Raw genomic sequence first — 24,294 nt, 5'->3', positions numbered from 1 at the left:
TCAAGTTTAGCGATAGCGTAACCTGGACCTAAAACAATGTAAGCGTCCTGCTTACGGTTTAAGTTGATATTTTTTTATGGATTTGGGTTAAGCTAAAAGCTTAACCCATTTTAGGACGAAGTTACGCCGTTGCTAAGCTTTGACCAGTAAACGATTCTTCAAAAATTATTTTAACGCCATTTTCTTATCATACTCATCCTGCAGTTCATTTATTTCATCATAATAATTCTTCTTATCAGCAAAAACCATCGGATTATAAGGGCTGCCTGGCTTGTGCTTGCTGAGGAGATCAAATTGGATACCATGGGATGCTAACCAGAGATCAAATTTCAACCCCTGCATTGCTTTTAAGGTATACGCATAGTCATTAGCGATGTTAGGGTAAGAAGGTATATCTGTGAACTTTTTATTGGTAACGATAGTGGGCATGTTGGCGATCAAAACCCTGTAGTTTCGTTTATTATCTTTTACATCAAATAAATAGCTGCAAGACCCTTTGGTATGGCCCGGATGGTGAAGTATAGTTAGTTTCATGTTACCCAGCTTAATACTATCGCCGTTGTGTAAAATACGGTCTGCTTTTACAGGGTTGAATGTGCGCACATCCCCTTTAAGATCATAATCAGAAAGCCCCCGTCGGCTGCTACCGCCGCGTCGCCTTCATCTACCATCATTTTGGCTTTTGTGATCTTCTTTATTGCCGCCATAGCGCCCATGTGATCAAAGTGAGCCTGCGTTGTTAAAAGAATTTTTGTGTCTGAAACCTTGAAGCCCAGGGTTTTGATATTTGCTGTGATTTGTGGTTCGGATGACGCAAGCCCGGTATTGATCAGGATATTGCCTCCGGAAGTGGTGATGAGATAACAAGCCAGATCGGTGGTGCCCACATAATAAAGATTGCCCGCGATTTGAAATGGGGGAAACGGCCGGGTCCATTCCGGGTGCTTTTCTGCTGATGGTTCCAGTACCCTTTGTGCCTGGGCTATTAAAGCGTTGCAGAAAAATAATAACAGGATAAGCGTTCGTTTCATTTCATCAATCTTTTAAAGGTGAAAGGATTTATTTATGCGCGCATGGTGCTGCAACAAAAATGCAACAAACTCGAAAGTATTTGCAACATACGCGTAAGTGTTTTTTTACCGGTAATGTAGCTTTGCCTTTGCGTTATAGCCCCGGCAACAAAGCCCGAAATTTACACTAAACCTAATATCCATTAAATACCCTATGAAAAACACTTATCCATCCGGGCTTTATAGCCTATCGTTTAATGCTTTGAAAATCAGTAAATTAATTACAATTGCGTGTCTGCTGTTTTTTGCCGCCTGTAAAAAGGATGCACCTTCTGTAACTAAAACAAACAACGGTGCAGATACAACCGGTAAAGGAACGGGTACAGGCACCGGTACAGGTACCGGAACAGGCACAGGTGGAGGAACGGGTACCATTATTGATACCCTAACCCCCAGTAAAGTTGCTGTTGCCGCTTTAGATGATGAGGTAAATACCTTTATGACTACTTATGATGTACCGGCGGTATCCGTAGCGATTACCAAAGGCGAAAAGCTGGTTTACCTGAAAGCTTACGGCGTAAGCGATAAATCTAAAGGTACCAAAGCTGTTATTAGCGACCGTTACCGGTTGGCCAGCTGTTCAAAACAATTCACGGCGGTTGCCATCATGAAACTGCTTGAGCAGGGCAAAATAAAACTATCGGACAAAGTATTTGGCGATGGTGCTATTTTAGGTAAAACCTATGGTACTAAAGCCTACGGCTTACACATTACCGATATTACGGTTGATGAATTGCTGCACCACACCTCGGGCGGCTGGGGGAATGAAACAGATGACCCGATGTTCAGTAACCCGACAATGACGACGGCCCAGCTCATTACCTGGACTTTAGATAACCGCCCGCTCGATCATGTACCGGGTACCAATTACGATTACTCTAACTTTGGATATTGCATATTGGGGCGTGTAATAGAAAAAATTACCGGCCAAACCTATGCTGAAGCTGTAAAAACATTGGTTTTAACTCCAATCGGAATTACTGATATGACCATTGGCGGCAACACACTGGCCGATAAACAGGCTAAAGAAGTTACCTATTACGGTCAATCCGGAGAGGATCCTTATGCTTATAATATTACGCGGATGGATGCGCATGGGGGCTGGGTTGCTACCGCTGCCGACCTGGCCAGGTTCCTGGTTTATATTGATAAATTTCCCGTACGGCCAGATATCCTTACCTCGGCTTCGCTAACCACCATGTATACCGGCTCAACTGCAAATGCCGGCTATGGTTGCGGCTGGGCCATTGCAGGCGATAGCTACTTTCACCAGGGAAGCCTGCCCGGTACGGCTACAGAACAAGCCCGTTTGGGTAACGGGTTTAATTTTGTGATCCTGACCAACACACGCAGTTTCAAAGCTAATTTCGATTTTGCCCTTGATCAGATCTTCTGGAAGGCGTACGCCAAAAACCCAACCTGGGCTACAGGGGATCTGTTTCTGAAATAGTTAATTGGCTGCATCCCCTCGCTGGTTGGGAGACCGGTGGGGGATGAATTATTTTTGCTTCAGTTTTGCAAAGAAATCGGTAATAGTGCCAATAACCGCGCATGACGAATTGGCCGGGCAGTTATTAACTACCGGAACATAAAAAATCCTCCTGCTGGCGGCCTGCCCGTCGGGACTTATCTCTATAACATAGGTTTCCTCACTCATACCGCCGCAATTACATTCCCGCTTGTTGATGTTTTCGAAATTTTTTGCGGTCAGCTTGCTCATGAAGTTGTTCATGGTGGCATCCGCTATGTATTTGCCGTTTTCGGCTGATAAAGGTTTACCTATTTGCAGATGCGGTACTTTTTTAAAGTAATAACACTTAGTATCCAAAAGTGCTATGGCCTTAACCTTATGGTCTTTTTTATGATGCGGGTTATACCGGTAAATCACAACCGACTTTGAACTGATGTTTGACGGAGATTGGCTGCCGGTTTTGGCAAATGGGTTCCCTGTGCTTATGATAAGCAGCGCTGTCGATACGATTTTTATAAATATGGACATGGGTTTAAATTGGTGTTTGCTGGTGAATGCCTTTTTTGTGTGCTTTTTAGCTCTTCATTACTCTAATCAACATATCCGCCTTGTGCTTGTGTCTGGCATCAGAAGGGTGGAGGTTATTGTAAGGCGTGTTTAGTTTGAGTTGAATAAAATTAGGGAATTGTTGGGGGAATGGCAATTGTTGGTTGTTAGCATCTTATTTCACAATAAATCAAAACTTCAAAATAAATAACCACTTGTGGTCTTTCTTTTTGAAATAATAGATTATACGACGCTGACTGTTTAGTGAATCATATGCTATCGTATCAGCATTAATTTTCATTAGGTTTTTGCCAATGATTTGGCATTCCAGTTTGGGTTTTAGATCAAAGGCTTCAAAGAAATCCCGGATCCTGGAAAACTCTTCTCTTTTATATCCAAGCCAGCCTTCGGATTTTAAAAAACTAACGCTATTGAGCGAGCCATCTTTGTCAAAGTTTTCGATACTTTTTATATGGTAATTATTCTTTTTGTATCTTATTGACTCATTTAAAGGAGGTTGTGGAAAAATTTTTTCTACCACAATAGCTGTTGTTCGCTCTTTAACCTGAATCTTATGCGGTTCGCCGAATAAGATGATTGTTAGTAGAAATATCAAATGGTTTTTCATCCTTTGGTTTGTTGGTACCCTGTAGCTTCATGATATGCTAAGTTATTTAAAATGCTTTACAAAGTCACGAGTACACCACGCTTCTTGCCTGCGCTGCATACTCGCGCCAGTTGGGGTTTAGTTTGAGTTGAATAAAATTAGGGAATTGTTGGGGGAATGGCAATTGTTGCACGGAGATATAGTAATGAAAAAGAGGTTGAATAATAAACACCGGTACCAGCACGGCATCAAAAGGCTCGTTTTAGTAGAATTTATCCAAACAATTTTGTTGTGTTATTCGTATAAGATAGTATCTTTGAACAAAAACCAAGTTTAATTAATGATTCCCGAACTCGCCGAAAATGGCATATTGCCACCAGGAATTCATATTTGCGAGATTAAAGAACTGGAGGCCAAGTTCGTTTATAATTTACATAGACGTAATCTATATAATGGTTTAGTGAGATTAGTGCAAGATTTAAAAAGTATTAACGCACAAGCTATTTACGTCGACGGCAGTTTTGTTACCGCCAAATTAATGCCTGGTGATATTGATGTGTGTTGGGATGAAGGTACCGGCACTGGCTATGAATACGAGCTAGCCAATCTTCCAATTCTGTTTAATAGGCAATTAGCCAAGGCGCGATATTTAGCCGATATTTTCCCGGCGGCGATCATGGAGCAAGGTTCTAAAAAATTATTTATCGATTTCTTCCAAATAGATAAACAAACGGGAGAGCAAAAAGGTATTTTAAAAATAAATCTATTCTGATGATAAAGAATCAAAAACAAGCAGCACTTACTAAGGAAAAACTAAAAGTGCTTGAAAAGGATAGAATCGCCTTTATGGCTGATGCAAAAAATAAGACGTCCGCGGAATTGATCCTAGGTTTAAATTCTTTTGATGCATTAATAGACGATATGAAGGCTGAACTTCACGAGTTTGATGAATTGACAAAAGGTAATTTACATATCATATCTGCAAAATGCTTAGATGATATACATAAATTATTAATAGGGGCTAGAATTGCGCAAAAAATCACTCATCGCGAATTGGCAGATCGAATTGGAATCCAAGAACAACAAATACAGCGTTATGAAGCAACGGATTATGAATCTGCAAATCTAGCTCGACTAAGAGAGGTTGCTTTGGCATTGCAAATTAGATGCTATTTTGAAAAAATCATCTTTATAAGCATTGAACCCGAGTTTAATTTACCAGATCATATTACTCCAGAGAACGTTGCGATTACAGAAGATCAAATAAGAGAACGGGGCGCTTTACTTTGCATCGAATGAAAACAATAACATTTTATTCCTACAAAGGCGGAGTTGGACGTTCATTAGCATTGACCAATATCGCCGTTCGCCTTTCAGAAATAGGACAGCGCGTATGCATCGTTGATTTTGATCTTGACGCACCAGGCCTTCATTTCAAGTTCAAGAATTATGAACTAGCTAATCCAATAAATCGTGGCATAGTTGATTATATCCATCTATTTTCGTCAGAAAAAGTCATTGATCAGGATTTGGAATCATACGCTGTAATACTAGAGCCGGCGGCTAGTGTTTTCCAGCCAATTACTATGATACCCGCAGGAAATATCGATTCTCCGGAGTATTGGAAAAAACTGTCCATGATTAATTGGTCTGATTTGTTCTACGCTGAAAATGCGTCTGGAGTTAGTTTTTTCCTTGATTTTAAAGCCAAAATAGAAAAAGTATTCAAGCCTGATTTTTTATTGATAGATTCCAGAACTGGAATAACAGATATTTCAGGGATTACGCTCCGTTTGCTTGCAGAACAAGTAGTTATACTATGTATCAACAATAAGGAAAATCTTTTTGGTAGTAAAAAAATTATCAAAAGTTTAACAAATCCAAATAACGCACTTTTTGGTACGACACCTAAAATCAATTTTGTTTTAAGTCGAGTTCCTTTTGGCCCCAATGAAAAAGAAAAAGAATTCTTGATCGTCGAAAAACTTAAACATGATTTTAAAACTGATTTTAACCTTCCTGAATTTGACGTGTCAGTTATCCATTCTGACAAAAGAATAGAAGAGGAAGAGAGTTATTTGTCATCCCCTCATTATGATTATCAGCCAGGGTCGATTTCCAATGATTATCTAAAACTGTTTGAGACTATAACCGGAGATCAACTTCACCTGGATGATCGCTTCCTTACTTCCAAGCGCGCGGAAGTGGAATTTCACAAAAGCAATATTGAAAGTGGCATGAAAATGAAAATGCAACATATAAATAAGGCTATTGAGTTAGACAGTAGTAAATATGCGTATTATATTGCTCGTGGTGTTTTGTACGCACAACAAGGGAATGCATCGATGGGTATTGATGATCACTTGAAAGCCTTGGAGCTGAACCCTGTGTCTCCTCATATCAGATTTAACCTGGGATTGCTTTATATGAATTTAAAACAATATGATGAAGCACTTAAATACTTGCGTTCAGCTGAACGTTATGGACCCATTGTGTTTCTTAACATAGGGTTAATCTATGCACGATTAAGGAAACCAGATAAGGCGATCGATGCATTTGACAAAGCTTTAGCTTTACATCCATCTTTCGATATGGCTTTAAATGGAAGAGCAGATCAATACCGAAGTAGCAAACAATTTCAACAAGCGTTAAGTGACATAACAAAAGCGATTGAACTGAATTCGAATCAGCCGATTTTTTTCGCGACACTAGCTGAAATTTATGCCGATATGGATAAAATAGAAGAATTCTATTTGAATTTAGCGATAGCGTTGTCCAAAGGATTAAAGACATCTAATATGTATTATGCAAGAGAAGTGTACGAGCGTTTTTTTAATGACGAAAGATTTATCGCGTTAATATCAAAATATGATATGAATATAGATGACTTCCAAATTGATCCCGAACAATATATTTGATTTATCCATTTACAAACGCAAGCAAATTCAAAACATAGCACATTTACCACAGGGCACAGCTCCCCAACTGGCGCGAGTATGCAGCTCTGGCAAAAGCGTGGCGTACTCGTGACTTTTATACAAGGTAAGTTATAAGATGAGCCTGATTAGAGAAAACACGAGCACCAGACCACCGTTCCCTGCTGCATAATCGCGCCAGCAAAAGAAATTTAATGCCTTGTCTTAATGAATTTAAGCTATAACAATGGTGTCGCTATTCTGTCAGTACCTTTTGCAACTAAAGCGCTGATTGCAGAAAATCTCCAAAAAATCATAAAAATGAGTGAAATAGATGGGGATGAAAAATCGATGGCTTGATCCCGTTTTTTACTCATGAAAGTTTTATTTACTGATTATGAGTTATTTAATGGTGTTTCGGGTGAAATGATAGTTGTTTGATTATCAAAGTGTTTCAATAAAAAGGTGTCCCGCGTTTTCACACTCAAAATCTGGAACATGCCCATTTTAAAAAAAAGGACGCCGGAGATTTTTTTATTTTTTTGGGGAATCAAAAAAATTGGGACAGCCGCTTTGTTACAATTGAATGCCTCAATTTATGCAATTATCTGCTCGTACCTTTCGCCTTTCAGCTTCTACCTTTCACCTAAACCTAAACTCCCTTTCGCCTTTCCCTCAAAAATTCATACTTTTGCGCATCCTTTCAAATAAAACAATATTACATTGGAGCACCAGGAATTAACCACCGTTGAAACCGCTAAAGATCTGGGCCTTTTACCCGAAGAATTTGCACGTATAAATGAAATATTAGGGCGTGTGCCCAACTTTACCGAGCTTTCTATTTTCTCGGTTATGTGGAGCGAGCACTGCTCATACAAAAATTCAATTACATGGCTTAAAACTTTACCAAAGGATAGTCCGCGGATGCTGGCTAAGGCAGGTGAAGAAAATGCCGGTCTGGTTGACCTTGGCGATGGCATAGGCTGCGCCTTCAAAATCGAATCGCACAATCACCCTTCGGCCCTTGAACCGTACCAGGGCGCCGCGACAGGCGTGGGCGGTATTAACCGCGATATTTTCACCATGGGCGCAAGGCCAATCGCACAGCTTAACTCATTACGGTTTGGCGACTTAAGCCTCGACAAAACCAAATGGTTAGTTAAAGGTGTGGTTAAAGGGATCAGCCACTATGGTAACGCTTTCGGCATCCCAACTGTGGGCGGCGAATTATTTTTTGACGATTGCTATAATGTTAACCCGCTGGTTAACGCTATGTCGGCCGGTATTGTTAAGGCCGGCGAAACCGTTTCTGCTACATCATATGGTGTAGGTAACCCGGTTTATATAGTTGGTTCGGCTACAGGTAAAGACGGGATCCACGGTGCCGCCTTTGCTTCTAAAGATATTACCGAAGATTCGGTGAACGACCTTCCTGCCGTACAGGTAGGCGACCCTTTCCAGGAGAAATTGTTACTGGAAGCTACCCTTGAGGTTATTAAAACCGGTGCAGTTGTTGGTATGCAGGATATGGGCGCTGCCGGTATCATCTGCTCAAACTCAGAAATGAGCGCCAAAGGCGAGCACGGTATGCGTATCGACCTGGACAAAGTGCCAACCCGCCAGGATCATATGAAACCTTACGAAATCCTGCTTTCTGAATCACAGGAGCGCATGCTGATCGTGGTTCACAAAGGTCGCGAAAAAGAAGTTGAAGACATTTTTGACAAATGGGACCTTAACTGCGCCATTATTGGTGAAGTTACTGATACCAAACGTTTGGAGTACTTTATGCACGGCGAAAAAGTTGCCGATGTGCCTGCCGATGACCTTGTATTAGGCGGCGGTGCCCCGGTTTACCAGCGCGAATACCGCGAGCCTGCATACTTTGCCGAAAACCAGAAATTCAATATAGACGACGTTGCCGAGCCTGCAAACCTGGTTGAGGTTGCAGAGCATTTGGTTGGCCATCCTAATATTGCTTCAAAACGTTGGGTAACCGACCAGTACGATAGCATGGTAGGTGTACAAACTATGACCGCCAACCGTTCATGCGATGCTGCCGTTGTTGCCGTTAAAGATACCGATAAAGCTATCGTATTAACTACCGACTGTAACTCACGCTACGTGTACGCCGACCCATATAAAGGTACTGCCATTGCCGTTGCCGAAGCTGCACGTAACATTACCTGTGCCGGTGGCGAGCCGGTTGCTATTACCAACTGCTTAAACTTTGGTAACCCTTACATTCCTGAAGTTTACTGGCAGTTTGTAAGCGCTATTAAAGGTATGGGTGATGCCTGCCGCAAATTTGAAACCCCGGTTACCGGTGGTAACGTGAGTTTCTATAATCAGTCTGCTGACGGTGGTTCGGTATTCCCTACACCAACTATTGGTATGCTTGGTGTAATGGACAACGTTGAAAACATCATGACTGCCGACTTTAAACAGCCTGGCGATTTGATCTATCTGATTGGCGAATCTGTTAATGATATTGCTTCGTCGCAATACCTGGCTTCATGGCATAAAATAACTAAAGCACCTGCGCCGCATTTCGATATCGATAAAGAATACGATATGCAGCAAACCGTTAAGGAACTGATCAAACACAAAGTGGTTGAATCGGCTCATGACGTTGCTGACGGTGGTTTATATATTGCGCTGTTAGAGTCGGCAATGCCTAACGGACTTGGTTTTGATATAGCTACTGATGACAGCATCCGTAAAGATGCCTTTCTGTTTGGCGAGGCACAAGGCAGGGTAGTGGTAAGCGTTGCACCGGAAGAGGAGGAACGTTTTGTTGAGGTAATGGCTACCAGCGAGGTTGAGTTTACCCTGCTGGGGACTGTAACCAACGGTGCTTTAACTGTTGATGAAGAAGCCTTTGGCCATGTTACCGACCTGAAAATGGTTCACGCCAATATCCTTCACGGTATTTTAGGCGAATAATGTTAAAACTTAACCGGGTACATCATATAGCTATCATTTGTTCGGATTATGCAAAATCCAAACGGTTTTATACTGAGGTGCTTGGTTTAAAAATAGTTCGTGAGGTTTATCGCGAACAACGACAATCATACAAGCTTGATCTGGAAGTGGGTGACCTCTATCAGATCGAGCTTTTTCTTTTCCCAATCCGCCTGCACGTTCTTCGCGTCCTGAAGCGGCAGGTTTACGTCATTTAGCTTTTGAGGTTGATGATTTGGATGAAGCGGTAGCACATATCTCTTCTTTTGGTGTGGATATTGAACCTATCCGCATAGATGAAACCACCGACAAACGCTTTACGTTTTTTGCCGATCCGGATGGTTTGCCGCTGGAGTTGTATGAGCGATAAAGGACGTCTAACTATATTCTAAGATAGAAAGTCGTGCCGAATTTATTTCGGCATCCCACGGGAAGTGTCTACTTCGTTTTTAAAAATAACTTTTGTTGTTATTAACTATCATCGGCCCGCTCAATTGCCGCGGGTTGGCTTTGTTCTTTTGTCTTGATACAAAAGAACCAAAAAATCAAGTCAGCAGATAGGCTTCTTTGCCGCACTGGCCACCCACACATGCCTTTGCTTGGTCTTTGCCCTGCAAAACGGGCAGAACCACGGGCTGCAATTATTTTGCCCTGCCCGCGCTTGCCCAATGCTTCTGCAAAAACTTGCTATGCCCCTGCAACCGCACAGGCCACCATTGTTCTGCCCGCTTTCACCCGAAGCTTACCTGCTGACGGGGAGGGGAAAAGATTCAGGAGATCAAGATGCAAGAGACAAGAAAGAGGTGGGAAAGAGAAGCGAGAAATCGATATACAAGCAGTAAGTCAACTGCTTCCTTAGGAGAAAAAAATAACCTTACGATTCCCAAACCAAAAGCGGGTAAAGGCCCGGCAAAAAAGCGGGCCAGGGAGTATGGCCTGTGGGGGAAGCATTTTTTTGCCTTGATGTTTGGTTACTTTGCATCTAAGGTAAAGTAACTGGCCCCGCCCGGCCAAGAGGGCGACGATGTAAGTTATATAGTAGAAATATCTTTAAAACCCAACCAACAGAATAAAACAATAACTTCGCCCTCATGTTCCGTTTCAAACAATTCAGCGTTGATCAAGCCGGCTGTGCCATGAAAATTAATACCGATGGGGTATTGCTGGGTGCAATCGCAGGTGATGGTCATCCGTTAAACATACTTGATATTGGCACCGGAACAGGTGTAATAGCCCTGATGCTCGCACAACGTTTCACGGATGCCAAAATAGACGCAGTTGAAATTGACGAACAAGCAGCAGCTACGGCCAAAAGCAATTTCGGCAATTCGCCATTTAAAAACAGGTTAACGCTTTACGCAAATGGGTTTGAACAGTTTTTTGAAGATTATCCTGAAAAAAGATATGACCTTATTGTATCTAATCCTCCGTTTTACATCAACTCCCTGCAATCGCCGGGAGTTAAAACAAATTTAGCCAAACATGCTGCTGATGGCTTTTTTGAAAAGTTGATATCGGTAGTCGCAACGCAGCTTACAGAGCAGGGCATTTGCTGGCTGATACTGCCTGTAGATACTTCGGCACTGGTGAAAAATCTCGCCTTACAAAGCGGTCTTTATCTGCAAAAAACAATTAGCATTCACTCCTTTAAGGATGATACAGCGCACCGGGAAATTCTTGCTTTCGGAAAAAACAACACGCATATGATAACCGGTAAATTTGTAATCTACAGCGAACCAAATGTATATACGGAAACGTACCGGGGAGTGCTAAAGAATTTCCTGACGATATTTTAGCCCGCCTCGAATCTTAATTCTTGGCTCTTAACTCTTGACTAATTAAATCCTAACTTTGCCCCATGACCCGCATAGGCCTCATTTCCGATACCCACAGCTACCTTGACGATGCCGTTTTTAAACATTTTGAAAACTGCGACGAGATTTGGCATGCCGGCGATTTTGGTACCATTGAACTGGCTGATAAACTTGCTGCTTTTAAACGTTTAAAAGGCGTATACGGCAATATAGATGATAAAGACGTACGTATAGTTTACCCCGAACATTTACGCTTTAAATGCGAAGAAGTAGATGTATGGATGACCCATATCGGGGGCTATCCCGGCAGGTACAGCCAAAATATCAAGGCTGAGATTTACAGCAATCCGCCTCAATTATTTATTACCGGCCATTCGCACATATTAAAAGTGATGTTTGATAAAAAGATCAACTGCCTGCACATGAACCCCGGCGCTGCCGGTAAGCAGGGCTGGCATAAGGTGCGTACGTTGTTGAGATTTAATATTGATGGTGACAAGATCCAGGATCTGCAGATAATTGAATTGGCGGGGTGAAAGTTTTGATGTAGAGACGCATAATTGCGTCTCCCGCAAAGCTAAACCATCCCCGCCCTTGCATTCTCCGCCTCAAAAACCGAATCAATGAGCAGGGGAGGGCGTTTACCAGCAGCTACTGCCAATTGGTCGCAACGCTCATTTTCGGGGTGCCCGTTATGCCCACGCACCCAGGTGAATTTAATTTTATGAAGCTTGCTGATCTCCAAATAGCGCATCCACAGATCTTTGTTTTTTTGCCTGCGAACCCTTTTGCTACCCAACCATTAACCCAGCGTTTTTCGATAGCGTCAATAACATATTTGGAGTCGGAAAAGATCATTACATTTTGATTGGGCGCTTTCAGCGCTTCCAGGCCTTTGATCACAGCAAGTAGCTCCATCCGGTTATTGGTAGTTTTCCGGAAACCTTCGGATAGCTCTTTATAATGCTGTCCCGAACGCAAGATCACACCATATCCACCCGGTCCCGGATTTCCGCTTGAAGCTCCGTCTGTAAAAATCTCGATCATATCTTAAGTCCATGGACGATAGTTGATAGTCCATGGCAAAAGTAAGAAACTTTAAATCATACGTTGCATTGATCTAAAGCAAATAGAAACTATGGGCTATAGACTATGGTCTATCGACTTTCTTAATCTTCAGTCTCAATGAGTTCCCAATCACTACCACGTCCGAAAACGCCATGGTGAGTGCGCCAACCATAGGATTAAGGAAACCCATTGCTGCCACAGGGATAGCTATGATATTATAGGCAAAGGCCCAAAAAAGGTTTTGTTTTATGGTAAGCAGCGTATGCCTGCTGATCTGTAAAAACTTGATCACCGAATGCAGGTCGGTATTTAATAATACTACATTGGCCGACTGAATTGCCACCTGACTGGCATCATTCATTGATATGCCAACATCGGCATGGGTTAGGGCAGGAGCATCGTTAATGCCGTCACCTATCATAATGGTTTTACCTTTTTGTTTATAAATGTCAATCACTTTCAGTTTTTCTTCGGGAAGTTTTTCGCCATGAACCTCTGTGATACCTAATTGATGAGCTACGCTAAGACAACGGTCTTTTTTATCACCGCTCAACAGTACCGGGATAATACCCATTTGTTTAAGTTGAGTTATAAGCGTGGCGGCTTCAGGTTTTACCTGATCATCGACAGCAATTTGCGCCATCAGTACCTGGTTTTTATACAGCACAATGTTGAAATTGGCTTGGTGGTTGGTTTTCGCTGTACCCAAAAAGTAATTATTGCCGTGGATATCTTCTGCACGCATACCCAAGCCTTTTTCTTCTTTAACCGATTTTAAAATGAGCTTTTGCTGTGGTAATTCTTTTAAACCGTTTACAAGCGATTTGGCTATCGGATGATTACATCGCTCCTCAATGGCAGTGATCATGCCCCTGATGTGTTCTATATCCGCACCATTCTCAATCCTGATCTCATTAACGGTAAACTTGCCGGTTGTAAGTGTGCCTGTTTTATCAAAAACTACATATCTGGTATTAGTAACGGCTTCAATCGTATCTCCGCCTTTTACCAGGATGCCGTTCTTAGCCGCCCGGCCTAAACCAACCATAACAGCAGTGGGCGTGGCTAAACCCATGGCACATGGACAAGATATAACCAGCACAGCAATAGCATTCATGATAGCATGTTGTAAACCCGAACCGCCAACAAAGTAAGTGAGCATAAAGGTGGTCAATGCTATCAGTATTACCGCAGGGACAAATACAGCCGCAACCTTATCACCGAGTTTTTGAACAGGTGGTTTAGCCGCCTGGGCTTTCTTCATCAAGTCGATGATCTGCGCAAGAATGGTATTTGAGCCAACACGGGTTGCCAGCATATGGAAATTGCCATTAAGCAATATAGTACCGCCAATAACCTTATCGTATTTTTGTTTTTCAACCGGGATACTTTCGCCTGTGAGCATGGCCTCATTAACCGAACCCTGGCCTGAAAGGATCTCGCCGTCAACAGGTATTTTATCGCCTTCATTAACCAGTAATGTATCACCAGGGCGCGCCTCTTTGGCATTGATTATTTCAACGCTTCCATTTATGATGCGATTGGCATTCACTTCCTGAAATTTGATGAGGTCTTTTACAGCCGAGGTAGTTTGACTCACCGAACGTTTTTCGAACACATTACCTAACAACACCAGGGTAATAATGGTGGCGCAAGTTTCGTAAAACTGGTATTGAGGGCCGAGGTTTTGTATTGTGCCGATAAGGCTATATATAAATGCCGATGTTGAGCCCACAAAAATGAGCACATCCATATTAGGGACACCTCCCTTTATTGAACTAATGGCGCTTTTGCCAAAGTGTAAACATCCAACTATAAAAACCGGAAGGCATAACAACAATTGAATTATGGGCTGATGCAGAAAATGCCAGGGTAATATCATGTGCAGCAAAAGTGGTGCGGTAAAGATGGCGCAGAAGATAAATTTGTTTTCTACCCGTTCGTAAAACGGTACCGAATGGGTGCTGAGATCCTCGACAACTTTAAAACCTAAACTTTCTATCCCTTTTTTTATTTCAGGCAGCCGGGTTTCATCGTTGGTTGAAAATTTTACCTCTTCGCCGGCAAAATCAACCAGGATATTGTGTAAACCTTTTTTTCGAGGAATTTATGGACGGACATTGCGCAATTATTACAATGCATGCCGGTCACATTTAGTTCTATCAATTGCTCAGCCATAGTTACAAAAATACTTATTAAGCATAATCATTCTAAATTAAACGGGTAAGCTTAATGTAATTTTAAAAAAGAGTTTGCAATTAACCGGGAGATTTCTATTTTTGCACACTCGAAAAACAAAACGGTAGGCATAGCTCAGTTGGTTAGAGCACCAGATTGTGGTTCTGGGGGTCGTGGGTTCGAGCCCCATTGCTTACCCGCTTTTATAGGGCTCATTTACATACGTAAATGGGCCTTTTTTACGCCCATATTATGGCTCATTATTACCTGGCACGGTCCGGCAGGTTGGGCACCTGTTCAGACAGGGGGAGAAAAATAAAAAAACTGGAACCTGTTCCGACAGTGCTTTCATAATTAAGCCTGCCGCCCTGGCGTTCCATGAAATCTTTACAAAGCACCAAGCCGAGGCCAATACCCCGTTCGTTTTCTGTACCGTAAGCGGGTTCGGTAACCGGAGAGAAAAGACCTGCTCTCTTGTCCGATGGTATACCAACTCCATTGTCGTTTACTTCTAGCTTACAATCAGCACCGGATATGCTTCCACGGATTAAAATGAGACCGTTCGGTCGGGTAAATTTGATCGCATTGCTGATCAGGTTGCGGATCACCAGCTCAAGCATGTCTTTGTCGCCGGTCGCGGTAAGCCCGGATGCAATGTCCCATCTAAGATCTATCTTTTTTACTGCAGCCAATGAACGTTCCATTTCCAGTGTTGGCAGGAGGGTACCCAGCAAGTTAAGCGCGGTGAGGTGAACAACGGGGCCTGTCATTTGTGTCCTTGACCAGTTTAACAGGTTAGACAACATGTTGATCGTATCGCGGGTGGCGTTTTTCAAACTGTTTTCCAGCATTTCCCTATCCTGGCTGTCCAATTGATCCTCGCTTAATAGTTCCAGATAATTTTGGATATTGATCAGGGGCGCTCGTAGGTCATGTGAAATGATCGACATAAGTTTGCTCTTTTCTGCGTTGCTTTTTTCAAGCTGTTCTTTGTGTTGCAGCATTTGCTCGTTTCTTAATTCGATGGACTTCGTTTTTTCCGATACCTCGCTTCTTTCTTTATCATAATTTTTCCTGATAAATTTGATTATGATATAAATCGCCAGCACAGGAATGGGAAACGCCGTGATCCGGTCAAGGACCTGGCCCTCGCCCTGCACGAAAGGATGGCTCACCAGGGAAGGATCGAGGTATTCGGCCAAGTGGATCAATATAAAAACGATGACATATGTTGAAAGCCAGGCAAGGTGCTGCCGGTATGGCGAGATGGCAAACACGAGTAACAAGTAAGACGGCCAGATGAGGTCTGTGGAACCGCTGATGCCGGCGTTGGAAAAATAGTTTACTGAAAATATGAAAAGTCCGGTTATTCCGAATATGACATTACTATGCGGTTTGCTCCTGAATCTGGAGAAATAGAATTGATGTAGGAAAACGGTGCCAATCAACAGGCATGATACAGCTGCTACTTTCAGACCCGCGACAAGATTGTATGGAATATAACAGGCGGCCAAAACCATCAGGCTTAGGCTGATTGAATGAAATATACGTGATTCAAGCGAGAAATTTGAGGAATCGCCAATTAATGAGTTCCACAAGTGAGGAATACGTCGGCAGTACCGAACAAAGAAGTAGTTTAATTTAGGGTTTTGCATGATGAACAGGTACTTGGAGCGCAAGAATACACTTCTATACGCCATTTATTTTAAAAAGTTGTTTATGTGAGATTCAGGCCCCCGGGTTGTTTTTATTTTTTCTGATATTGTTTGTCGGATAATGACATATCATTGCTTTTCATTACCTGATTAAAAACCCGGCCATGTACGGCCACTTCATCGATAAGTAAAATCAGATACTGGAAGCTGCCTTTTCGAAAATTTTTGACAGGAGTGACCTCGGCGTAACATTACTGGATCGTCGCTTTAAGATCCTCTACCGGAGCCCGGCTGTTAAACGTATAAAAGGTTAGGCGTGTTTGAACTATTTTAAATGCTACGCTCTCCGCCTCGCTAATTGAGCAAAAATGAATTTGCCCCATTGGAAAAACTGGCGAAAGCAAAAAAACTGCACAAACAACCGGCGCAACAGAGAGATGGCTTTAGCTATTATCAAATTATTTGTCCGGCAAGGCGCCTATATTTATATCACCGGCACCGCCAAGAACGACTCAATCCCACCGCTAAGTATTTTTGAATTAGAGAGAAATTTCTGCAAGTCAATTATTTACAAGTTTTTTATAATTTTAGCCCGATCAAAATAAACCATTAATCGCTTTGTTCCGGTGACCTGTAGATGAACTTGTTAGCGGTAAAACTGCTGATTATCAAAACGATTATATAAAATTTTTGCCGTTTAAAGTTATTCACCTTTGCAGACTTTCATTTCAGAATTGTTATTTGTATTTTATTTCCTCAGCATTTTCAACGATTTCTAATATTATTGCATCTAACTTATTAACTGCAGTTAACAAATGATTTAATACCTCCCCCTTTTCAGCCTCTGTTAATTCCTCGTTTTTCAAAACATTCATTAAGCCCAATAAATTTGCAACATGAGGCCGGGTTAAGTGGGATTGCATCCAGGCAACTGTCCTTAATTTTTCATTTTGTTGCTCTATAGCTTTGGAATGAAGCAACCTTTCGGTAATGTCCTTAAAATACACCGACAATCCGTTTTCGGATGGGTAAACCATTACGTCAAACCACCTATTCACGGCAGGGCTTAATGTTTCAAACGATTGTACAGTTTTTTCTTTAAACGCTTTTTTGTAGTGCTCGTAAGTAGCGCGTCCTGGTATATCGGGATAAATATCTCTCAGGTCTCGTCCAATAACTTCTTCGCGAGGCTTTTCCAGAATAATTTCGGCCCTTTTATTCCAATAGTTTACTACCCAATTTTTGTCCATCGCAAAAAAGCCATCGCCAATACTTTCCAGTATTTCATTTCTTTCCTTGTAAGAACTGTTTAATTTTTGCTCTGCTAATTTTTGCTCTGTAACATCCCGCTCAATCGCAATCCAATGAGTAAACCTACCCTTTTCATTTGCTATGGGCGTAATAGAAGTGTTTATCCAAAATTGCTCGCCACTCTTTTTATAATTGATAATTGTGATCTCACAGGATAGCCAATTACGGATTGCCTCATTAAGTCGTGCCAACTCGGCCCAATCACTGCTCGGCCCCTGCAGAATTCTTGGCGATTTACCCAGAACCTCGGCAGCAGTATATCCCGTCATTTTAGTAAATGCATTATTAACATATATGATACGTGGTCCCTGCTCATCAAATGGCTCAGCCTCCATTATAATTACCGAATCGTTGGTATTAGTAATCACAGATTCCAACAATCTCAGCTGTCGTTCTTCTTTTTTCAATTCGGTAATATCGTGTACCGACCCTACCAGTTGCACACAATTATTGTATTGGTCAAAAATTGGTGTAACTGTTACTTCCCCTATTTTTGTGCCTGTAGGGTATGGTGTTGTTTCTGTCCAGGTAATTTTTTCTTTACTACTTATCGCCTGTTTATACTTAGACACCGCCAGGGTTAAAGATGGTTCGGGAATTATATAGTCAATGTATTTTCCTATAACATCACTTTCCTGAATTCCTGTTATGTCGGTAAAGGCTTGGTTTACAGATAGGAATTTAAACTTCCCGTCCGCTTCAATGCTAATCACAAAAATTACATCTTTAACATTGTTATATATAAGCGATAACTGCTGTTGGCTATCCAATAGCTTTTGTTCGTTATCTTTTATCTTCTTCAAGCTAATTTCCTTTTCGGTAATATCGTTAAATACAACCATCATGCATTCTTTGTCGTCATAAGTGATGGCGTAACCCGAAACTTCAACGTTAATAGTCGTGTTGTTTTTTTTAAATGCTCATATACCCCAAATTGGTATGCCCGATTTTTATCAATAAGGCCATTAAGTATCTTATTAACCTCTTCAACATCTTTTTGAGGCCTGTAATCATGTATAGTCATGTTTAAAAATTCGGCCTTGCTATATCCGTAATGTAAGACAGCCATCTCATTTACATCAAGTATTCTATAACTAGATAACTCATATATGAGCATTGGTAACGGGCTTTTGTCAAACAGCACACGGTATTGCAAGTCGTGTTTCTTGGTTTTTACCTGGCCCTTGGTTTTTTCTACGTAACTCCCACCAGCAGCGGTAATTTTTTGTAAAGAAGCATCATTTCTCTTTGACATAATCTTGGTCCTAACACCTGTAAATACAAATAAATGTAAGTTATGAGAGTTTAAAAAGTAACAAAAGAATGAATTTTATTTTCGTTTAAAAATTGGTTCGAGCATAATACAACTAAGTTTAATTAATTACAGTAAATGCATGTTAAAGTCAGATAATTAATCCGACATAAGATGTTAATTTCCGAACAATAATATCGCGTGCGATCTCATATCATGTGCCAAGATATTTTGACTTATCAAATGGCTGGATAAACCATAACAGATTGACCCCTGCAGGCCAATTTGATTTTGACCGCCTTTATTTATCAGTCAAAACTTTAAATAAAATTGGTGAAGACGGGGCCAATCAAAACAGTTTCTCCAGTTATCAAAATACAGGCGAGAAATCGTTGAAGACTTTAACGCTATATATTAATCCAGATGCAAAAGACAACGCTACGGGCGAACTTTACTGGGATAAGGACGAAGGTTGGGATTTAAGAAAAAGCAGTACAGCAAAATCAAATTCAAGGCAGCAAAAAGCGGCCACGAAATTACGCTGCGTGTGGTTACCCAGGAGGGCAGTTATCCCATTAATAAGGAGGTTGCCAATTTAAAAGTTGTCGTCCTTAAGGATGGCAAAGAATATTTGGGAGCAGGTAATTTGAAAAAGGGCGTTTCTGTGCAAATCTGAAGTTTCTGGCTACTGCAGTCTCGTTAGTTCAAGTTGCAGAACAACTGGCAATTCTGGTAGCTGTAAAAAGGGGGCAACTATTATCTGCCAAATGTGTAATTATTAAAATGACAGCGGATAACAGGCAAGTTGCTAATTAAAAGATTTCCTGAATTCCAGCGGCGAAAGATTCGTCCTGGTCTTAAATAGCTTACTGAACGACTGTGAATGCTCAAAACCTAAAGCATAAGCCAACTGGTTGACCGACAGGCTTGTGGTAGATAATTTTTCCTTCGCTTTTTCAATGAGATGATCATGAATGTGCTGTTGGGCGCTTTGCCCGGTCAGTGATCGCAGCATGTCACTCAGGTAGTTAGGCGAAAGGTTCAGTTTTTCGGCCAGGTAGGCAACGGTAGGGATTCCGTGGCTCAACGTCAGTTCATCATTGAAATACGTATCCAGTGTTTCCTCCAACCGTTGCAGGATGTCGGTGTTGGCCGCTTTGCGCGTCAGGAACTGCCGCTTATAAAAACGGTTGGCATAACTGAGCAGCAGTTCAATCTGGGAGATCATCACCTCCTGGCTGAAGTCGTCGATCCGGCCTTCGAGTTCCTTTTCCATAAAGCTAAAGATAGCCAGGACCGTGTTTTTTCTTCTTCCGAGAGATGCAGTGTTTCGTTGGTGCTGTAGGAAAAGAAGCCATATTGCTTGATCTTTTTAGCCAGTGGGTACCCCAAAAAGAAATCCGGGTGGATGATGAGAGTGTACTCTGAGCACACCGTCCCCTCCAGGTCGTTACCGCCGATGATCTGCCCCGGTGCGGCGAATAACAAACCGCCGTTATCAAAATCATAATAGCCCTGGCCATATTTCAACTTACCGCCCAACCTGGGCTTGTAGGCGATCTTGTAATAGGCCAGCACATGCCGGGTGGGTAATTTGCCTTCCAATACCGTGTGTGCACCGTTAATCAGGCTGATCAGCGGGTGTTTAGGCTGCGGTAAGCCGAACATCCGGTGCGCCTCGGTCAGCGACTCAAGTTTCAATGGCGGGTTCTCATCCTTTTTCATCATAGCTAAGTTAAGGACACCAAGCCGTAATTTGCAGTGGCTGGTGTCCGTATTTTGTAATTTCATTGCGCAGAGCGCGAAACTTCATCCCAGGCTTCCCAGGTGGCAATGCGCTCCGCGTAGGCAGTTTTCAGGCCGGTTAGGTTATGGCTACCAAGGTTAAAACGTAGCGGCGGATTTTCAGAGTCCACCACTTTGAACAGAGCCTGCGGGGTGGCGGCCGGGTTGCCTCTCTCCATGCCTTTTATTCCCTCCATGAATTTCGCTTTAAAATCGTGGTACACCGGATTTCCTTCGAAAACCGTCGGGATCTGATCGCTACCAAATTCGGTTGCATATGCGCCAGGTTCAATGATGGTGACTTTGATACCGAACTGCGCCACTTCCAGGGCCAGGCTTTCATGGATAGCTTCAAACGCCCATTTGGACGAACAGTAATAGCCCAGGATCGGCATGGCCAGATGGCCCAGGTTACTGGAAGTACCCAGGATATGTCCGTAACCCTGCCCACGCAGCAGCGGCAAAGCCGCCTGGATCACACTTACAGGGCCTATCACGTTGGTTTCGTACAGGGCGCGGATATCGCCGGCACTGCCGTCCTCGATCGTCCCGATCAGGGGGTAGCCCGCGTTATTCAACACGATGTCCAACCGGCCAAAATGCTCATGAGCTTTATTTACGACTTCTTTAACCTGAGCAGGGTTAGTCACGTCGAGTTCCAGTATCAATACCCGATCACCATATTGTTCTTTTAATGCAGCGATGCTGCTCAGTTCGCGGGCCGTAGCGGCCACCAGATCTCCGCGCTCTAATGCCGCTTCTGTCCATATACGTCCCAGACCGCGCGAAGCGCCAGTGATGAACCATATTTTATTCGTTTGCTGTGTCATACTATATTTTATTTGATGAAAGCAAAGTTCAGGGAACAAGCCTTTTGCTTTGTAGCCTAATTACTGTTCTTTGTAGGCTGATCTCTGTATTTTTTCAGGTAATCCGGGACACATCCAGAGAGATCTCCAAAAAAGCGCAGGGACATATCAGGGCTTTAATCGCTGCGGGGAAAAGTATATTTTGCCCATGCTGCAGGTGCACAGCGCCCCACAGGTAGGAAGCCAGAAGCAATAGCCCCAAGAGGGCGATCCATCAAATGATGAATAAGTCTGCCGAAGTTAGTTATGTAATGCCTAACAACTGATAGGTTCCGGGTGCAATGACAAAAAATTGCGTCATTAAGCAAGCTCTGTTATTATTTAATTCAAACAGGTTAATTAAATGCTTTTATGTGAATTTGAATGGGATGCTTTTATTCAAGAACCTGACCTGGTCTTAAGTTACTTATAAAGTATTATTATATAAATTCTAAAAAAAGTGGAGGCGGAGGGAGTCCTATCGAACAGTTAATGTCGCTGCTTTTATTTTTAATGAATTGAAAATCAAATAGTTTTAGCGCTGTATAGCTCTATGGGGAACATAAAAACAGGGTTCCTTTTCTTCGTTTTTATTTGAAATCAATTTATGTTGACATTTTTGTCTACTCAAAATGCTCGATTATCGAACACTCTTATAGGTTTTTAAATCAGGGGTTATAATTTTGCTGATTTCATAATCAAAAGAGCTTTTTAAAATCTTTGCAGATTTTAGAATACGCAAGTGATGTAACTTGATGAATATATTAGGCCATTTAAGCGTTATTCATTAATGAATCGCTAATCCAATTATCTATTGGTTCGAACCCAATTAGGGGAGGCATTCTTGAAGGCCAGAACCGAAAGGGATTTGATCTGGCTCAGGCTTATATCTTCTTTTGACTTATTGATTCTTGAAATCGGTTACGCCGACCGAGGTAAGCCGTGCTGAAACTCAGGTTTATTATCGATAATTTAAAAGACAAGTTGCTAAAAAAAGTTGCCAATAAAATTGACAACTTGCCTGAAAAAGTAATCCTTATTGTATAAATCTCGAACTATTTCCTGTCTGATCTGCACTTATTTGCTGATTTAGAATTATAAACCGAAACGTGACGTCGCCGTTCAGTTTGCGAAAAAAGTGATCGAGACCCGTGGCAAAGTTAGCGACGCCGATTTAGGCGTAGTACGGGACGCAGGCCACACAGATGCAAATATTATGGAGATCGTTGGCCTGGTAGCCATGTACTCCCTGACGAGATTTTATCAATAACGTGTCTGATCCTGAAAAGGATTTTCCGCCGGTATTGCCTGCCGGCTCGATCTCACTATAGCAAAGTAATCTCCGGGAATGTCTGGATTATAATATGGATTAACGCTAAAAAATAAAAAAATAAAAACCAATGATCAGCAACATCACTTCTTTTAAGTGGTTGCTGATCAATAAAAAGGAGGTGTATTATGAAAGCAATTGTTGTAACAGATCAGGATGCTGGATTAGCCGGAATGAAACTGGTGGAGTTGCCAGAGCCGCAGCCGGCCATCAACGAGGTCATCGTTCAGGTTTACGCGGCCAGTATTACCGGGGACGAGCTGTCATGGCCGTCGACCTGGACCGATCGTACTGGTCGTGACCGGACGCCTTCGATCCCGGGACACGAACTGGCAGGGGTGGTAACAGCGCTTGGCTATGGCACAACGGGATTGTCAGTAGGACAACGGGTTTTCGGCCTTCAGGATTGGTATCGCAATGGTTCGTTGGCAGAATACGTGGCCATTGAAGCGCGCAACCTTGCACCATTACCAGACGATGTTGAGTTCAATGATGGCAATGCGCTCGTGATGTCTGGCTTAACTGCATGGCAAGCGCTTTTTGATCACGGCCAACTTCAGGCAGGGCAAAGAGTCCTGGCGCATGGAGCGGCTGGTATCGTTGGATCGATGACTGTCCAACTCGCACGTGAGGCCGGTGCGTACGTCATCGGCACTGGTCGGGCTGCTCACCGTGAAGCGGCGTTCAACTTCGGCTCCAATGAATTCGTTGACCTGGATAATGATACGTTAGAAGACATTGGCCAGGTAGATCTGGTTATTGATGCCCTCGGCGGCGATATCGCGAAGCGTTCCCTGGGTGTAATCCGTCCCGGCGGAAAGTTCGTGTCCATTACCGGCTGGAATGAGGAACAGGCCAACGGAGTCTTGAGTATTGATTTCGTCGTGGAAGCAGACCGCGCTCAATTAAGTGAGATCGTGAAACGATTCCGGGATGGATGTTTGAAAACGAATACCGGTAACATTGTTACGCTTGACGATGCGGTAGCCGTCTATAACTCGCCCGGTCAGGCTAAGGGTAAGACGATTGTCCGAGTTCGCCCGTAGACCCGGTCTTAATTTATATTTATCATTTTGTCAAACTAAAATTATCTAAATCATACGAGATAATTAATGGGAATTCTTCTGTTCCCCAAACTATACTATACCCTTAATCCAGACTTTATTTGCATGAAATGCATGAATACACTTTTGTTCTAAAGGAGCCTTGGACTTATTAAGATAAATGAATGTTAAACGTGGCGTATTCGTTTTCTTTTCAACTTGACAAACGGCGATGGAATCCTGATAGATTTTCGCGCTGTAAATGCTATCATGGGCGATGACAACTTTCCAATCATTTCATAAAGTGTTGGTACTTTTTTTGAGCAAATGTGATTTGACCCAATAAAAGTATGAATGCGATTAATAAAGATTGTTTCATGTCGGATTACTGTTGGCAAGGGTTTGCGGGAGGATTATAAAAAAGTACTGGCGGAGAC

Annotated in this window: 20 protein-coding genes, 1 tRNA gene and 3 pseudogenes; 13 read left to right on the top strand and 11 right to left on the bottom strand. The window is 42.4% G+C overall.

The window, feature by feature from the left end; translation table 11 throughout:
- Positions 1 to 165: 165 nt before the first annotated feature.
- A pseudogene (gene bla / locus ACRQ5D_RS32125) lies at positions 166 to 1,031 on the bottom strand (subclass B3 metallo-beta-lactamase).
- A gap of 193 nt (positions 1,032 to 1,224) precedes the next feature.
- On the opposite strand from bla, the gene ACRQ5D_RS32120 reads away from it, so the two are divergent.
- Positions 1,225 to 2,520 carry a serine hydrolase domain-containing protein gene (locus tag ACRQ5D_RS32120; RefSeq protein ID WP_143020870.1) on the top strand — a complete coding sequence of 432 codons (1,296 nt, stop codon included), beginning with the start codon at positions 1,225 to 1,227 and terminating at the stop codon, positions 2,518 to 2,520.
- 48 nt (positions 2,521 to 2,568) lie between these two features.
- On the opposite strand, the gene ACRQ5D_RS32115 is transcribed toward ACRQ5D_RS32120, so the two are convergent.
- Entirely contained in the window at positions 2,569 to 3,069 is a 501-nt protein-coding gene (locus ACRQ5D_RS32115) for a hypothetical protein (RefSeq protein ID WP_091174298.1), read from the bottom strand.
- A 208-nt stretch (positions 3,070 to 3,277) separates the two neighbouring features.
- On the bottom strand, positions 3,278 to 3,715 hold the full coding sequence (locus ACRQ5D_RS32110; protein ID WP_091174295.1) for a hypothetical protein: 438 nt from the start codon (positions 3,713 to 3,715) through the stop codon (positions 3,278 to 3,280).
- A gap of 319 nt (positions 3,716 to 4,034) precedes the next feature.
- Between ACRQ5D_RS32110 and ACRQ5D_RS32105 the strand changes: the two genes are divergently transcribed.
- From ACRQ5D_RS32105 to ACRQ5D_RS32070, 8 genes and pseudogenes are all read left to right on the top strand, one after another.
- Positions 4,035 to 4,466 (top strand): DUF6932 family protein, encoded by a 432-nt coding sequence (locus ACRQ5D_RS32105; RefSeq protein ID WP_091174292.1) that lies wholly within the window; start codon positions 4,035 to 4,037, stop codon positions 4,464 to 4,466.
- Positions 4,466 to 4,993, top strand: coding sequence for a helix-turn-helix domain-containing protein (locus ACRQ5D_RS32100; RefSeq protein WP_091174290.1), 528 nt, complete (start codon positions 4,466 to 4,468; stop codon positions 4,991 to 4,993). Before ACRQ5D_RS32105 ends, ACRQ5D_RS32100 begins: the two co-directional genes overlap by 1 nt.
- Entirely contained in the window at positions 4,990 to 6,612 is a 1,623-nt protein-coding gene (locus ACRQ5D_RS32095) for a KGGVGR-motif variant AAA ATPase (protein ID WP_091174287.1), read from the top strand. Before ACRQ5D_RS32100 ends, ACRQ5D_RS32095 begins: the two co-directional genes overlap by 4 nt.
- Before the next feature lie 225 nt (positions 6,613 to 6,837).
- The gene (locus tag ACRQ5D_RS32090; protein ID WP_256337532.1) at positions 6,838 to 6,969 is read left to right on the top strand and encodes a hypothetical protein; all 132 of its coding nucleotides are present in this window, start codon (positions 6,838 to 6,840) and stop codon (positions 6,967 to 6,969) included.
- Between the two features lie 363 nt (positions 6,970 to 7,332).
- Positions 7,333 to 9,555, top strand: a complete 2,223-nt coding sequence (purL, locus tag ACRQ5D_RS32085) for a phosphoribosylformylglycinamidine synthase subunit PurL (RefSeq protein ID WP_091174284.1) — start codon at positions 7,333 to 7,335, stop codon at positions 9,553 to 9,555.
- Positions 9,555 to 9,943, top strand: a pseudogene (gloA2, locus tag ACRQ5D_RS32080) (SMU1112c/YaeR family gloxylase I-like metalloprotein). The gene purL and the pseudogene gloA2 overlap by 1 nt, the downstream one beginning before the upstream one ends.
- A gap of 766 nt (positions 9,944 to 10,709) precedes the next feature.
- Positions 10,710 to 11,369 (top strand): tRNA1(Val) (adenine(37)-N6)-methyltransferase, encoded by a 660-nt coding sequence (locus ACRQ5D_RS32075; RefSeq protein WP_176844567.1) that lies wholly within the window; start codon positions 10,710 to 10,712, stop codon positions 11,367 to 11,369.
- Positions 11,370 to 11,431: 62 nt separating this feature from the next.
- Positions 11,432 to 11,923, top strand: coding sequence for a metallophosphoesterase family protein (locus ACRQ5D_RS32070; protein WP_091174273.1), 492 nt, complete (start codon positions 11,432 to 11,434; stop codon positions 11,921 to 11,923).
- A gap of 41 nt (positions 11,924 to 11,964) precedes the next feature.
- Here ACRQ5D_RS32070 and rnhA read toward each other — a convergent pair.
- Together rnhA and ACRQ5D_RS32060 are read right to left on the bottom strand one after the other, a co-directional pair.
- A pseudogene (gene rnhA, locus ACRQ5D_RS32065) lies at positions 11,965 to 12,434 on the bottom strand (ribonuclease HI).
- Positions 12,435 to 12,537: 103 nt separating this feature from the next.
- Complete coding sequence (locus ACRQ5D_RS32060; RefSeq protein WP_431198774.1) at positions 12,538 to 14,337, bottom strand: heavy metal translocating P-type ATPase; 1,800 nt, start codon at positions 14,335 to 14,337, stop codon at positions 12,538 to 12,540.
- A 420-nt stretch (positions 14,338 to 14,757) separates the two neighbouring features.
- Here ACRQ5D_RS32060 and ACRQ5D_RS32055 point away from each other — a divergent pair.
- Positions 14,758 to 14,831, top strand: a tRNA-His gene (locus ACRQ5D_RS32055).
- Positions 14,832 to 14,896: 65 nt separating this feature from the next.
- Here the strand turns inward: ACRQ5D_RS32055 and ACRQ5D_RS32050 are convergent.
- From ACRQ5D_RS32050 to ACRQ5D_RS32040, 3 genes are all read right to left on the bottom strand, one after another.
- On the bottom strand, positions 14,897 to 16,288 hold the full coding sequence (locus ACRQ5D_RS32050; RefSeq protein WP_091174494.1) for a sensor histidine kinase: 1,392 nt from the start codon (positions 16,286 to 16,288) through the stop codon (positions 14,897 to 14,899).
- A gap of 737 nt (positions 16,289 to 17,025) precedes the next feature.
- Complete coding sequence (locus ACRQ5D_RS32045) at positions 17,026 to 18,444, bottom strand: PAS domain S-box protein (RefSeq protein WP_432327810.1); 1,419 nt, start codon at positions 18,442 to 18,444, stop codon at positions 17,026 to 17,028.
- A complete protein-coding gene (locus ACRQ5D_RS32040; RefSeq protein ID WP_431198770.1) occupies positions 18,441 to 18,854 on the bottom strand; it encodes a PAS domain-containing protein in 414 nt (137 codons plus the stop codon). The genes ACRQ5D_RS32045 and ACRQ5D_RS32040 overlap by 4 nt, the downstream gene beginning before the upstream one ends.
- Positions 18,855 to 19,323: 469 nt before the next feature.
- On the opposite strand from ACRQ5D_RS32040, the gene ACRQ5D_RS32035 reads away from it, so the two are divergent.
- Positions 19,324 to 19,527, top strand: coding sequence for a DUF5110 domain-containing protein (locus ACRQ5D_RS32035; protein ID WP_091174262.1), 204 nt, complete (start codon positions 19,324 to 19,326; stop codon positions 19,525 to 19,527).
- 132 nt (positions 19,528 to 19,659) lie between these two features.
- On the opposite strand, the gene ACRQ5D_RS32030 is transcribed toward ACRQ5D_RS32035, so the two are convergent.
- Genes ACRQ5D_RS32030 through ACRQ5D_RS32020 form a run of 3 tightly spaced genes read right to left on the bottom strand, consistent with a single transcriptional unit; the run spans position 19,660 to position 21,466 of the window.
- Positions 19,660 to 20,127 carry a helix-turn-helix domain-containing protein gene (locus ACRQ5D_RS32030; RefSeq protein WP_432327808.1) on the bottom strand — a complete coding sequence of 156 codons (468 nt, stop codon included), beginning with the start codon at positions 20,125 to 20,127 and terminating at the stop codon, positions 19,660 to 19,662.
- Positions 20,079 to 20,642 carry a hypothetical protein gene (locus ACRQ5D_RS32025; RefSeq protein ID WP_432327806.1) on the bottom strand — a complete coding sequence of 188 codons (564 nt, stop codon included), beginning with the start codon at positions 20,640 to 20,642 and terminating at the stop codon, positions 20,079 to 20,081. The genes ACRQ5D_RS32030 and ACRQ5D_RS32025 overlap by 49 nt, the downstream gene beginning before the upstream one ends.
- A complete protein-coding gene (locus ACRQ5D_RS32020) occupies positions 20,639 to 21,466 on the bottom strand; it encodes an SDR family NAD(P)-dependent oxidoreductase (protein ID WP_091174258.1) in 828 nt (275 codons plus the stop codon). The genes ACRQ5D_RS32025 and ACRQ5D_RS32020 overlap by 4 nt, the downstream gene beginning before the upstream one ends.
- A 1,156-nt stretch (positions 21,467 to 22,622) precedes the next feature.
- Here ACRQ5D_RS32020 and ACRQ5D_RS32015 point away from each other — a divergent pair.
- Together ACRQ5D_RS32015 and ACRQ5D_RS32010 are read left to right on the top strand one after the other, a co-directional pair.
- Positions 22,623 to 22,754, top strand: a complete 132-nt coding sequence (locus ACRQ5D_RS32015; RefSeq protein WP_431198767.1) for a hypothetical protein — start codon at positions 22,623 to 22,625, stop codon at positions 22,752 to 22,754.
- 188 nt (positions 22,755 to 22,942) lie between these two features.
- Entirely contained in the window at positions 22,943 to 23,860 is a 918-nt protein-coding gene (locus tag ACRQ5D_RS32010) for an NADP-dependent oxidoreductase (RefSeq protein ID WP_091174255.1), read from the top strand.
- The last annotated feature ends 434 nt before the right edge of the window (positions 23,861 to 24,294 follow it).

The organism is Mucilaginibacter sp. P25 (assembly GCF_050859465.1).
Classification (GTDB): domain Bacteria; phylum Bacteroidota; class Bacteroidia; order Sphingobacteriales; family Sphingobacteriaceae; genus Mucilaginibacter; species Mucilaginibacter gossypii.
This window is presented reverse-complemented; position numbering and strand designations above follow the sequence as displayed.